The organism is Geodermatophilus sp. SYSU D01105 (assembly GCF_054050095.1).
In genome coordinates, this window is sequence record NZ_JBJGYR010000007.1 from 49,785 (window position 1) to 62,621 (window position 12,837).

Annotated in this window: 11 protein-coding genes; 3 read left to right on the forward strand and 8 right to left on the reverse strand. The window is 72.1% G+C overall.

Annotated elements, in window-relative coordinates:
• Positions 1 to 48 precede the first annotated feature (48 nt).
• The 5 genes from dnaB to rpsF form a co-directional block, all read right to left on the reverse strand.
• Complete coding sequence (gene dnaB / locus ACI79I_RS08245) at positions 49 to 2,664, reverse strand: replicative DNA helicase (protein WP_456991830.1); 2,616 nt, start codon at positions 2,662 to 2,664, stop codon at positions 49 to 51.
• A gap of 784 nt (positions 2,665 to 3,448) precedes the next feature.
• Complete coding sequence (gene rplI / locus ACI79I_RS08250; protein WP_456991831.1) at positions 3,449 to 3,904, reverse strand: 50S ribosomal protein L9; 456 nt, start codon at positions 3,902 to 3,904, stop codon at positions 3,449 to 3,451.
• A gap of 2 nt (positions 3,905 to 3,906) precedes the next feature.
• Positions 3,907 to 4,143, reverse strand: a complete 237-nt coding sequence (rpsR, locus tag ACI79I_RS08255; RefSeq protein ID WP_091377883.1) for a 30S ribosomal protein S18 — start codon at positions 4,141 to 4,143, stop codon at positions 3,907 to 3,909.
• 100 nt (positions 4,144 to 4,243) lie between these two features.
• Positions 4,244 to 4,723, reverse strand: a complete 480-nt coding sequence (locus ACI79I_RS08260; RefSeq protein WP_456944814.1) for a single-stranded DNA-binding protein — start codon at positions 4,721 to 4,723, stop codon at positions 4,244 to 4,246.
• 2 nt (positions 4,724 to 4,725) lie between these two features.
• The gene (gene rpsF, locus ACI79I_RS08265) at positions 4,726 to 5,013 is read right to left on the reverse strand and encodes a 30S ribosomal protein S6 (protein WP_456944815.1); all 288 of its coding nucleotides are present in this window, start codon (positions 5,011 to 5,013) and stop codon (positions 4,726 to 4,728) included.
• Positions 5,014 to 5,254: 241 nt separating this feature from the next.
• Here rpsF and ACI79I_RS08270 point away from each other — a divergent pair, with 241 nt between their 5' ends.
• A complete protein-coding gene (locus ACI79I_RS08270; protein ID WP_456991832.1) occupies positions 5,255 to 6,070 on the forward strand; it encodes a deoxyribonuclease IV in 816 nt (271 codons plus the stop codon).
• Positions 6,071 to 6,092: 22 nt separating this feature from the next.
• On the opposite strand, the gene ACI79I_RS08275 is transcribed toward ACI79I_RS08270, so the two are convergent.
• From ACI79I_RS08275 to ACI79I_RS08285, 3 genes are all read right to left on the reverse strand, one after another.
• A complete protein-coding gene (locus ACI79I_RS08275) occupies positions 6,093 to 7,556 on the reverse strand; it encodes a glycosyltransferase family 87 protein (protein ID WP_456991833.1) in 1,464 nt (487 codons plus the stop codon).
• Between the two features lie 138 nt (positions 7,557 to 7,694).
• The gene (locus ACI79I_RS08280; RefSeq protein WP_456991834.1) at positions 7,695 to 10,163 is read right to left on the reverse strand and encodes a transglycosylase domain-containing protein; all 2,469 of its coding nucleotides are present in this window, start codon (positions 10,161 to 10,163) and stop codon (positions 7,695 to 7,697) included.
• A gap of 168 nt (positions 10,164 to 10,331) precedes the next feature.
• A complete protein-coding gene (locus ACI79I_RS08285) occupies positions 10,332 to 10,745 on the reverse strand; it encodes a DUF5318 family protein (RefSeq protein ID WP_456991835.1) in 414 nt (137 codons plus the stop codon).
• Positions 10,746 to 10,910: 165 nt separating this feature from the next.
• Here ACI79I_RS08285 and ACI79I_RS08290 point away from each other — a divergent pair, with 165 nt between their 5' ends.
• Together ACI79I_RS08290 and ACI79I_RS08295 are read left to right on the forward strand one after the other, a co-directional pair.
• Positions 10,911 to 11,540, forward strand: coding sequence for a PadR family transcriptional regulator (locus ACI79I_RS08290; RefSeq protein WP_456944820.1), 630 nt, complete (start codon positions 10,911 to 10,913; stop codon positions 11,538 to 11,540).
• Between the two features lie 95 nt (positions 11,541 to 11,635).
• Positions 11,636 to 12,715 (forward strand): inositol-3-phosphate synthase, encoded by a 1,080-nt coding sequence (locus ACI79I_RS08295; protein ID WP_456991836.1) that lies wholly within the window; start codon positions 11,636 to 11,638, stop codon positions 12,713 to 12,715.
• The last annotated feature ends 122 nt before the right edge of the window (positions 12,716 to 12,837 follow it).

The following is a 12,837-nucleotide window of genomic DNA, read 5'->3' on the forward strand; positions in this document are numbered from 1 at the left end:
GCCCGGAGCGGGATCGCTCCGGGCCTCTCGGGGTGCTGGGTGGTCCCGTCAGTTCGCCATGTCCACGAAGCGGCTGTAGTGGCCCTGGAAGGCGACGGTGACGTTCGCGGTCGGACCGTTGCGGTGCTTGACCAGCATGATGTCGGCCTCGCCGGCCCGCGGGCTCTCCTTCTCGTACATGTCCTCGCGGTGGATCATCATCACCATGTCGGCGTCCTGCTCGATCGAGCCGGACTCACGGAGGTCGGACAGCATCGGCTTCTTGTCCTGACGCTGCTCGGAGCCACGGTTGAGCTGGCTCATCGCGATGACCGGGACCTCGAGCTCCTTGGCCAGCAGCTTCAGCGCCCGGGAGAACTCCGAGACCTCCTGCTGGCGGCTCTCGACCTTCTTGCCCGACGTCATCAGCTGGAGGTAGTCGATGACGACGAGCTTGAGGTCGTTGCGCTGCTTGAGCCGCCGCGCCTTCGCCCGGATCTCCATCATCGTCATGTTCGGCGAGTCGTCGATGTAGAGCGGGGCGTCGGCGATCTCGCCCATCCGGCGCGCGAGCTTCGACCAGTCCTCGTCGGACAGCGTGCCGGCGCGCATGTGGTGCAGCGGCACCTTCGCCTCGGCCGACAGCAGACGCATGGTGATCTCGTGCTTGCTCATCTCGAGGGAGAAGATGACCGCCGGCATGTGGTGCTTCACCGTGGCCGACCGCGCGATGTCCAGCCCCAGGGTCGAGTTGTGCGTCGGGACGAGACTGCGCCCGGCGAGGAACAGGTGGTCGTCAGCGTCGACCTGGATGCAACGGACCGGCACGCTCGGGACCGGCCGGACGTCGGTGATGAAGCGGACCCCCCGCGCCGTGAACGTCCGGGCCCCCCGCTCCTTGTGCATCAGCTTCTTGCGCTCCAGACGGAAGACCTCGTCGTCCGTGCCGAACGTGAGCGTGTAGCAGGTGGAGGACGCGTCGGAGCGGCCGTTGACCCGCTTCCGGGTCATCCGCACCCGGTGGCCCAGGCTGGCGATCAGCTCACGGGCGCCCTCGGCCAGCCGCTGGTTCGTGACGGCGAACTGGACGGCGCCACTCGGCGTCACGGTGCCGTCGGTGTCCAGGAGACCGGCCAGCAGCGCCCGCCGCTGGGCCACAGAGGCCCGCAGGTAGGTGATGGGGATGTGCTTGTCCCCGAAGACGCCCAGTGAGCGCAGGATGCCCGGAACCGTGCCGTGGTGGTCCCGGCAGGCCTGGCACTGCGCGAGCCCCGAGGACGGGCCACCGCAGTCGGGGCAGGTCGCCTGGCGGCCCGCGCCCCCGCTCGCGCGCAGGCGGCCGCCGCACGTCTTGCCGCAGGTCTGCACCTGCGAGGTCCTCGGGACGAAGTGCTCGCCGCACATCGGGCACGGTCCCGCCTCGGGCGCCGGCCTGGCCGGCAGACGCAGGGCGTACCGCCGGTCGACGCCGGTGGGCTCCACGACGAGGCCGTCGCCCTCGATGTACGCGGCGATCTCCGGGTCGTCGCTGGTGAAGTGGGCGGCCCGGGAGGTCCCGTCGCCGAGCCAGACGCCGAGCGCGTACGGCGGCAAGGGGAGGTCGGCCTCCGGCAGCTCCAGCGGGGCGGCGTTGGCGACCGAGTGGTTGAGCCGGGCGTCCTTCGTCGTGCACCGGACGGTGCGGGCGATCTCCTCCGTCGTCCGGACCTGCGCGAACGTCCGCTGGTTGCGGTACCGGTTGGAGCCCGTGCGCGCCGCCTGCGCGGACCTCCGGCTGGCCCGGGTCTCCGTCAGCCACTGGTGCAGGGCGTCGGCGACGATCACCGAGCCATCGGAGAAGTGCACCTCGTAGCAGGGACGCCCGGTCATCACCTCGGTGGCGGCCACCACCGTCGTCGGCCGGCCGTCGGAGCCCATGACCTGCTCCCCGACACGGATGTCACCCATCGTCGTCCAGCCCGTGGGCGTCGCGATCGGCGTGTCCAGGGCCAGGGCCTTGCCCACACCGGGCCGCGCGGCGATGACGACCATCTGGCCGGCCTGCAGGCCGTTGGTGAGCTCGTCGAGGTCGCGGATGCCGGTGGGCACGCCGCGGGCGGTGCCGCCGCGAGAGGCGATGGCGTCCAGCTCGTCCATCGTCGGCTGCAGGACGTCCTCGAGGCGCGCGTAGTCCTCGCTCATCCGCTTCTCGGTGACCTCGTAGATCTCCTGCTGGGCACGGTCGACGATGTCGTCGACGTCGCCCTTGCCGCCGGCCGCGCCGTACCCCAGCTGCACGACGCGGGTGCCGGCCTCGACCAGCCGGCGCAGCGTGGCCTGCTCGGCGACGATCGCGGCGTAGTAGCCGGCGTTGGCGGCGGTGGGTGTCGACTGGATCAGCGTGTGCAGGTAGACCGCACCCCCCATCTTCGACAGCTGGTCGGTGCGGTTGAGCTCGGCGGCCACGGTGATCGCGTCGGCCGGCTCACCCCGCCCGTACAGGTCGAGGATGCAGTCGAAGATCACCTGGTGCGCCGGGCGGTAGAAGTCGTTGCCGGCCAGCACCTCGACGACGTCGGCGATCGCGTCCTTGCTCAGCAGCATGCCGCCGAGCACCGACTGCTCCGCCGCGACGTCCTGCGGCGGCTGCCGGTCGTACTGCGGAGCCGTCGGGGTCGGTCGGCTGAAGTCGTCGGCCACCGCCACGGTGGTTCCTCCATCCACTCACCAGCGCACCCGCGAACAGACCCCGGCCGGAGGACCGGGGCCTGGTGGGGGAAGCACCAGAAACGACGTACGCCTGACTCGAACGTCTGTTCGGGTCATTGCTACCCCGGGACACCGACAGTTCGTGCCTGCCGGGGGAGCCGGAGAGGACGTTAGGAACACCGGACGGACCCGTCCAACACCGGTGTGCACCCCGTTCTGCACAACTTGTGGACAAGTCGGTGGACACAGACGTGTCGACATGTGGAGACAGCGGGGGACGGCCGCGGGGACACCCGCGTATCCCGCGTCTGACCTGCGCAGAGACGACCCACGGGGTGTGGACGGGAAAAAGCCGCGTGAAATCCGGGTGTCGCGCCCCGGCGTGTCGCCACCCCCGCACAGCAGCCCCACGGGTCACACGTCCACAGGTCGACCGGACAGGCCACCGTGGCTGCGCGACGCCGACCGTCGCAGCCCGCGACGGCGGCCGTGGAGGGGAGGTCCCACGGCAGTCGGCCGCACGCTGGTCGACCCGTGGTCCTGGGGGGAGGCCGTCGCCTTCGACCAGGCACAGCTCGTCGAGGGCGCGCGCCGGGTGCTCGTGTGCTCGGGGCAGGGGGCGAGCTCGCCGGAGGGGGAGATCCGGCACGTCGGGGACCTGCCCGGCCAGGTCTCGCTGGCCCTGCGGTCGGCCGACCGGCCCCGCAACGCCGCGAGGGGCGCCGGACCGGAGTCCGACGCCCCTCGCGGGCACTGTGACCCCTCCGGGAGGGGTCCGCTGTCAACCGGGGACGACCTCGATCGCCAGCTGGGTGGTCACCTCGGGGTGCACCCGCACGGTCACGGTGTGCTGTCCGGTGGTCTTGATGCTGCTGGGCAGCTCCACCCGGCGACGGTCGAGCTCGGGGCCGCCCGCGGCGGTCACGGCGTTCACGACGTCGGCGGTGGTGACCCGGCCGAACAGGCGGCCACCCTCACCGGCGCGGGCCGGCACCCGCACGGTCAGACCCGACAGGCGCCCGGCGACGGCCTGGGCCTCCTCGAGCGTCCGGACCTCGCGGGCGGCCCGCGCCCGGCGCAGGGAGTCGACCTGCTTCTCGGCACCGCGGGTGGCGACGATGGCCAGGCCGCGGGGCAGGAGGTAGTTGCGGGCGTACCCGCCCTTGACCTCCACGGTGTCACCGGAGGACCCGAGACCGGTGACCTCCTGCGTCAGGATCAGCTTCTGGGTGCTCATGGTCAGCGCGCCGTGGAGGTGTAGGGCAGCAGGGCCATCTCGCGGCTGTTCTTCACGGCCACGGCGACGTCCCGCTGGTGCTGGCTGCAGTTGCCGCTGACGCGGCGGGCACGGATCTTGCCGCGGTCGGAGATGAACTTCCGCAGCAGGGTCGTGTCCTTGTAGTCGATGTAGGTCGCCTTGTCCTTGCAGAACTGGCAGACCTTTTTCTTGGGCTTGCGGACGGGGGGCTTGGCCACCGGGGTTCTCCAGTACGAAGAGGTTCAGGGAACGGACGGCCCTCTCGCAGGGGCCCTCCGCCTGCGCGGAGCGAGGCGTGGGGGGCGAGAGGGTCCTCTCTCAGAAGGGCGGTTCGTCCGACGGGGGAGCGGGGGTCGACCACGGGTCGCTGGACCCGCCGCCGAAGCCACCACCGCCGCCACCGCCGCCGAAGCCGCCGCCACCGCCCTCGCCGCGGGAGGCCTTGGTGACCTTCGCGGTGGCGTAGCGGAGCGACGGGCCGACCTCGTCGACCTCGAGCTCGACGACGGTGCGCTTCTCGCCTTCCTTGGTCTCGAACGACCGCTGCTTGAGCCGGCCGGAGACGATCACCCGCGAACCGCGGGTGAGCGACTCGGCGACGTTCTCCGCCGCCTGCCGCCACACGTTGCAGCGCAGGAAGAGCGCCTCGCCGTCCTTCCACTCCTGGGACTGACGGTCGAAGGTCCGCGGCGTCGAGGCCACGGTGAAGTTGGCGACCGCGGCGCCGGACGGCGTGAACCGCAGCTCCGGGTCCGACGTCAGGTTGCCGATGACGGTGATGACGGTCTCGCCGGCCATGGTCAGTGGACCTCGGGCCGCATCAGCTTCGTGCGCAGGACCGACTCGTTGAGGTTCAGCTGCCGGTCGAGCTCGGCCACCGCGGCCGGGTCGGCCTGGATGTCGATGACGGCGTAGATGCCCTCGACCTGCTTCTTGATCTCGTAGGCCAGCCGGCGGCGGCCCCAGATCTCGGTCGAGAACGTGCCACCGGCGTTGGTGACGACGGTCAGGAACCGGTCGAGCGAGGGCGCGATGGTGCGCTCCTCGAGATCGGGGTCGAGGATGACCATCAGTTCGTAGTGACGCACGGAGAACCCCACCTCCTCTGGTCTCGGCGGCTGCAGTGCATCTGCAGCAGGAGGGTCGTACACGCGTCGCGCGCCCCGACCGGTGTCGGGCACCGGGGAACGCGCTCCTCCCAGGCTACCAGCGCCCGGCAGGGAGCCCGCCGCCGTCGTCCGCAGGCTCGACCGGGCCGCTGGCCCCCTGCAGGGTCCCTCCGCGAGCCTGCGAGCGACGAGGGGCGAGGGGTCCTCCTAGGGTCGGCGCGTGGCAGTTCACCCGATCGGCGTACACGTCGGCCCTGGCCTGACCGAGGACAACGAGCTCGACGCCGGCGGCCCGCTCGCCCGAGCCGCGGAGATGGACGCCGACGGCGTGCAGGTCTTCCTCGCCGACCCGCAGGGGTGGACCGCCCCCAAGCCGCGCCCGGACACCGCCGACCTGCTCGCCAGCGACGTCGTGGTCGTCGTCCACGCGCCCTACGTGCTGAACGTCGCGACGACGAACAACCGCATCCGGATCCCCAGCCGCAAGCTGCTCGACAAGCACGCGCAGGCGGCCGCGGCGATCGGCGCGCTGGGCATGGTCGTGCACGGCGGTCACGTGCTGGCCAAGGACGATCCCGCGGTCGGCGTCGACAACTGGCGCAAGACGTTCGCGCGGCAGGCCGAGGACGGCGGGTTCCCCCTGCCGCTGCTCATCGAGAACACCGCCGGGGGCGGCAACGCCATGGCCCGCGACCTCGACGCCATCGCCCGGCTGTGGGAGGCGGTCGGCGAGTTCGGCGCCGGGTTCGTGCTCGACACCTGCCACGCGTGGGCGGCCGGCTGGGACCTCGCCACGGCCGTGGACGACGTCCGCGCCATCACCGGCCGCATCGACCTGGTGCACCTGAACAACAGCCGCGACCCGGCCGGCTCGAGCCGCGACCGGCACGCCCCGCTGACGTCCGGCGAGATCCCCTTCGAGCTGCTGGCCGAGGTGGCACGGGCGGCGGACTGCCCGGTCGTCCTCGAGACACCCGGGGACGCCGCCGAGCACGCTGCGGAGATCCAGGCCCTGCGGGCGGCCCTCGCCGGCTGACCCCCAGGCACAGCAGCTCCGTCTACGTCGCGGCACCTCGGGACGTGTGCACTGCCTGCTGTGCCTCTGGCGTGCCCGGGGTGCGGTGCAGGCGACCACCCGTCAGGCGCACCCGGTCAGGGGAGTGGTCGAGCACGCCTCCGGCGGGGTCGTCGACGCCCGGCCAGCCGGCCCGGACCACGTCCCCGTCCGGGTGCCAGACGTCGCGCACGACCAGCGCGACGAGGACGAGGACGGCCACGTCGCGGATGGTGACCGCGAGGAAGAACCACTCCACCTCGACGCCGCGGTCACCGGTGCCGAGGTACCAGAGCATCCGGGGCACCCACAGGAGCGCCTCGGTGGCCTGCCACAGCAGCAGCGAGCGCCACCGCGGGCGGGCCAGCACCGCGAGGGGCAGCAACCACAGCGAGTACTGCGGGCTCCACACCTTGTTGAGCAGCAGGAACCCGGCCAGCAGCAGGAAGGCCACCTGGGCCACCCGCGGACGCACGGGCGCGGCCAGGGTCAGCCAGGCCACCGCGGCCACCAGCGCCAGCAGGGCGACGGCGACGACGGCGTTGAGCACCGCCGGGGCCTCGCCCTCGGCCGGGACACCGCCGAACAACCGGCCGCCGGAGACGGTGATCGCGATGTTCCAGAGCGTGTCCGGGTCGGCGGGCCGCTCGCTGTTGAGCCGGAAGAACCGCGACCAGTTCTCCGGCGCCAGGACGGCGACCGGGACGTCGACCAGCAGCCAGGCGACGCCGGCCGCGATCGCCGTCCGCAGCCAGGTGCCCAGCCGACCGGCCCGCAGGCACAGCAGGAACAGCGCGCCCAGCACCATGACCGGGTAGAGCTTGGCCGCGACGCCCAGCCCCAGCAGCGCTCCGGCCAGCACCGGACGTCGCCGCGCCCACGCCCACAGGCCGAGGGCGGCCAGCGCGACGGCGAGCAGGTCCCAGTTGGTGAAGGCGTGCACGAACAGCAGCGGGGACAGGCCCACCATCGCCGCGTCCCAGGGCCGCCGTCCCGACGTCGCCAGGACGGCGCGGGTCACCAGCAGCGCGCACAGCGAGAGCAGCAGGCAGGTGGCGACGTAGTACGACTGCACGGGCGGTACGTCGGGCAGCACGCCGACGGCGGCGGCCAGCGCGTCGTAGGCGCGGCCCAGGCCGGCCGCGGCGGCCATGAAGGCGCCGGTGAGCACCGGGTACTCGACGGCGGAGTCCAGGTAGGGGATCTCGCCGCGGTCGAGGCCGTGCAGGCCGAACAGCGGGACGGTGTCGGAGTAGCAGAAGTGCGTGTACTGGACCGAGCCGGCCCAGTTGCCGTCGGAGCAGGGCGCCTGCTTGACCCAGGCCAGGGCCAGCACCGCGGTGGTGAACAGCAGGCAGACGCGCAGCGGCGTCCAGAACAGCGCCCGCCCGGTGACCGCGTGCCGGCCCCACGGGCCGCCCACGGCCTCGCTGGCCTGCACGGCCACCGGGTCGCTCCAGGTGGGCACGACGCGGTCGGGACGGCCGTCGTCCGCCGACCGGACCGCGACCCCCGGAGACGCCGAGGGCCCGTCCGCCGGCTGGGATGCCGGATCGGACGGGCCCGTCGGTGTGCTGCTCACACCGGTCAGTCTGCCCTCAGGGAGTCAGGCGGCCGGTTGCACCGGCACAGCGGGTTGACCGTTCTGCGTGTCCCCAGTCGTGTCGCCCTCGGTCACATCGCTGCCGTCCTCGGGCGTCGTCTGGCCGCCACCGGGTCCCTCCTCCTCGGTCCCCTGGTCGCCTTCTCCGGTGCCGGTCCCGGCGTCGTCGTTGCCGTTCCCGTTGCTGTTCCCGTTCCCGCTCCCGTTCCCGTTCCCGTTCCCGTTCCCGTCGCCGTCGCCGCTCTCCTCGGCGTCGTCCTGGGTCTCGGTCGGCTCGGCCGGCTCGGACGACCTGGTCGGCGCGGCGGAGGACGACGGCGCGGAGGTGGTGCGCTCCCGGGTCGGCTCGGGCACACCGACGCCGGTGTCACCGCGGATGATCGCCCGGTCGGGCAGGTCCTCCTCCGGCGTCCCGTCCAGGACGGTGTCCATGAACTCCTGCCAGATCGCCCCGGGCAGGCCCGAGCCGTAGATGATCGCGCCGTTGGCGTTGACGATCGGGTCGCTGGGGGAGTCGTTGCCCATCCACACCGCGGTCGAGATGGACGGCGTGTACCCGACCATCCAGGCGTCGGAGTTGTCCTCGCCCTGGCCCTGCGTACCGGTCTTGCTGGCCACCTCGCGGCCGCCGTCGAGGGCGCGCTTGGAGTAGGCGGCCACGCCCTTGAGCGCGTAGGTGACGTCGTTGGCGATGTCGGCCGGGATGGCCTGCTCGCCGGTGTCGCCGTTGTAGTCCAGCAGCACGGTGCCCTCGTTGTCGGTCACCCGCGAGACGAAGAACGGCTCGTGCTCGACGCCGCCGTTGGCGAAGGTCGCGAAGCCGTGCGCCTGGTCGATCGGGCGCATCTCGTACTCGCCGATGCCGATCGCCGACCCGGTGAAGCCGTCGGCGTTGGCCAGCGTGGTGTTGCCCTCGAGCGTCCCGCTCTGCCAGGTCTCGGGCAGCCCGGTCGCGGCCAGGGCGGTCTCCCGGACCTTCGCCGGGCCGACCTCGTAGGCCAGCCCATAGAACGTGGTGTTCAGCGAGCGCGTCATGGCCTCGACGAGGGTGCACGCCCCGCAGGAGGCACCGCCGGAGTTGCGCACCAGCGCGTCCCGGTCGGGGAACTTCTGCGGGGAGCTGCCGTCCCGGCGGGAGTTGACGCTGATGCCCTGCTCGAGCGCGGTGGCCAGGGTGTAGGGCTTCATCGACGAGCCGGGCTGGCGCTGGGCCAGCGCGTAGTCGGTACCCGTGCCGTTGCGCCCGCCGAAGTAGGCCCGGACCGCGCCGGTGCGCGGGTCGACCGACACCAGCGCCTGGCGCAGCCCGTCGGGCTCGCCGGCCATCACGGTGTCGACGGCGGCGATGGCGCTGTCCTGGTAGCGCTTGTCCACCGTCGTGGTGATCCGCAGGCCACCGGCGCGGATCTGCTGCTCGGTGTAGCCCTTGGCCTCCAGCTCGGCCACGGCGCGCTGGACGACCAGCCCCTCGGGGCCCTCCGGGATGCCCAGCGACGACGGGGACTTGGGCAGCACCGGCGGGTAGACCGAGGCGTCCCGGTCGGCCTGGGAGAGCCAGCCCTCCTCGACCATCGCGTCGAGCACCAGGTTCCAGCGCTGCAGCGCGCCCTCCGGGTTGACCGCGGGGTCGTTGTTGCTGGGGCTGCGGACCAGGACGGCGAGGACGGCGCCCTGCTGCGGGGTGAGCTCGGCGGCGGGCACCCCGAAGTAGGTGTTCGCGGCGGCCTCGATGCCGTAGGCGTTGCGCCCGAAGTAGATGGTGTTCAGGTAGTTCTCGAGGATCTCCTCCTTGTCGTAGTTGTTGTCCAACTTGATGGCGAGGAAGAGCTCCTGGAACTTGCGGCTGAACGTCTGGTCCTGCGTCAGGAAGGCGTTCTTGACGTACTGCTGGGTGATCGTCGACCCGCCCTGCGTCGAACCGCCCGTGAGGTTGTTCCAGGCGGCCCGGACGATGCCGGTGAAGGAGATCCCGGGGTCGGTGTAGAAGCTGCGGTTCTCCGCCGCCAGGATCGCGTCCTGCGCCGGCTTGGAGACCTGGTCGAGGCGCACGTTGGTGCGGTTGCCGCCGTCCACGCCCAGCCGGGCCATCTCGGTGGTGCCGTCGGCGTAGTAGACGACGGTGGTCTGCGCGTTCTGCACCGAGCTCGGGTCGGGGACCTCGGTGGTGGCGTACACGACGCCGACGAAGACGCAGAGCAGCGCCAGCAGCCCGGCGAGGGTCGCGCCGGCGATCTTCAGCCGGCGGCGGCGCTTCTGCTTCGTCGTCCGCGCCGCCTTGGCGGCAGAGCCCTTCGCGGCGGGACGCGTGCCGCGGGTGGCGGGGGCACCGCTGCGTGACGCCGTCGTCCGGCCTCCGCGGCCGGCCGGCGGACGCCGGCTGCCGCCGCTGCCGCCACCGGTGCGGCCGGGCGGCGGCCGGCGGTCCGAGCCGCCTGGCGGCCCGACCGGGGAGGTCTCGTCGTGGGGAGGCACGAAGGGGCCCCTCTCTGACTCGTTGGTGGACACGGGACACAGGCGTCCCACACCCAGGGTGTCGTCTTCAGCTGTGAGAACGGGGGAGGACCCGCGACATCGCCGTCCCACAGCGGTCCTGTGGTACGGAAGGGTCCACCGGGGCGGGTTTGTTCCCCGGCGGCGCGACTACTCCGTCGCAGCCCGCCGTCGTGTGCGGCGCGGCGTGCGCCCCGGCTCGGGCTCGGCGCCCAGGAGGTAGGAGCAGTCCAGGTGGTTCCAGCCGCAGCTCCGGCACACCTGGACGGCGTAGACGGTGAACTCCTCCTGGGCGGCGTCCATGCGGGCGAGCTCGGCCTGCGTCTTGGCCTGACCCGCCGTCGGCCCGAGGTGCTCCCCGTAGACGTAGCTCACCAGGACCAGGCGGTCCTTGCGGCACACCGGGCAGGCGAGGTCGGTCGCCTCGCCGTGGTACCTGGCCGCGCGGGAGAGGTACGGACTGGCGTCGCAGACCTCGAAGAGCCCCGTGCGTCCGGCGTACACGTCGGCGAGGACGGCTCGCCGCTGCAGCGAGTAGTCCACGACGGATCGACGTCCGGGCACGGCGCCAATGTACGCACCGGGGACGACGGCGGACGTCAGATCACGCGCTGACCGACGCCCGCTCGGGCGTCGGCGCCCCCCGGTCCGCCACCTCCCGTTGTGGTGGCGTTCACCTGTCGATGTATCGTCCCGATACATCGAACCGCGGGGCGAAGGGGAGGCGACGTGCTCGAGTTCGCCATCCTGGGCCTGCTGCACCAGCACCCGATGCACGGCTACGAGCTGCGCAAACAGCTCGCGCAGGTGCTCGGGGGGCTGCGCAGCATCTCGTACGGGTCGTTGTACCCCGCGCTCAAGCGGCTGCACGCCGCCGGGTACGTCACCACCGAGGACCCGGAGCCCCGTGCACTGCTGCCGGCCGACGCACCGCCGCTCACCGGCCGGCGCGGGAAGGTCGTCTACACGATCACCGCGGAGGGGAAGGAGCGCTTCCACGAGCTGGTCAGCCAGTCCGGCCCGGAGGCGTACGACGACGGCGGGCTCTTCGGCGTCCGCCTGGCGTTCTTCCGACACACCGCCGCGGACGTGCGGCTGCGGATCCTCGAGGGCCGTCGCCGCACGGTGGAGCGGCAGCGGGAGGGGTTGCGGGCCTCGCTCAGCCGGACCCGCGAACGCCTCGACCACTACACGCTCGAGCTCCAGCGCCACGGCCTGGAGTCGGTGGACCGGGAGGTCCGCTGGCTCGCGGAGCTGATCGACAAGGAGCGCACCGACAGCGAACGGCGTCGAACCGACGGCGTCGAGAACGGGGACGTCGGCCCGCCCGCGGGGCCGGTGCCGCCCCACTCCGGATGACCCCCGCGGGGAACCCCCCGGCCCCCGTTCCCCGACAGGACCGCCCGCGGTCCGAAGCCACGACCGCACACCGGTCCGAGAACAAGGAGATCTCCATGGGATCTGTCAAGGTCGCCATCGTCGGCGTCGGCAACTGCGCCGCCTCGCTGGTGCAGGGCGTGCACTACTACCGGGACGCCGACGAGACCACGTCCGTGCCGGGCCTGATGCACGTGCGCTTCGGCGAGTACCACGTGTCCGACGTGGAGTTTGTCGCAGCGTTCGACGTCGACGCCAAGAAGGTCGGTCGCGACCTGTCCGAGGCCATCGTCGCCAGCGAGAACAACACCATCAAGATCTGCGACGTCCCGCCGCTGGGCGTGCCGGTGCAGCGGGGCACGACCCTCGACGGCCTCGGCAAGTACTACCGCGAGACGATCGACGAGTCCGACGAGCAGCCGGTGGACGTCGTCGCCGCGCTGCGCGAGGCGCAGGCCGACGTGCTCGTCTGCTACCTGCCGGTCGGCTCGCAGCAGGCCGCCGAGTTCTACGCCCAGTGCGCGCTCGACGCCGGCGTGGCCTTCGTCAACGCGCTGCCGGTGTTCATCGCGGGCACGAAGGAGTGGGCGGACAAGTTCACCGCCGCCGGGGTGCCGATCGTCGGTGACGACATCAAGAGCCAGGTGGGCGCCACCATCACCCACCGCGTGCTGGCCAAGCTCTTCGAGGACCGCGGCGTGCAGCTGGACCGCACGATGCAGCTCAACGTCGGCGGCAACATGGACTTCAAGAACATGCTCGAGCGCGAGCGGCTGGAGTCCAAGAAGATCTCCAAGACCCAGTCGGTGACCAGCCAGGTCGACCGCGACATGGGCCAGGGCAACGTGCACATCGGCCCGTCGGACCACGTGCCGTGGCTGTCGGACCGCAAGTGGGCCTACGTGCGCCTCGAGGGCCGCGCGTTCGGCGACGTCCCGCTGAACCTGGAGTACAAGCTCGAGGTCTGGGACTCCCCGAACTCCGCCGGCATCATCATCGACGCCGTCCGGGCCGCGAAGATCGCCAAGGACCGGGGCATCGGCGGACCGATCCTCTCGGCGTCCTCCTACTTCATGAAGAGCCCGCCGGTGCAGTACAGCGACAGCGAGGCGCGCGACGCCGTCGAGGCGTTCATCCGGGGCGACGTCGAGCGCTGAGGGTGGGACCCCGTCCCCCTGGACGGGGTCGGCAGGGCCCGCTCCCCGCATGCGGGGGGCGGGCCCTGTCGCGTTCCGCGTGGAACCCGGCCGCGACCTGCACCGCTGCCTACCCTGGGCGC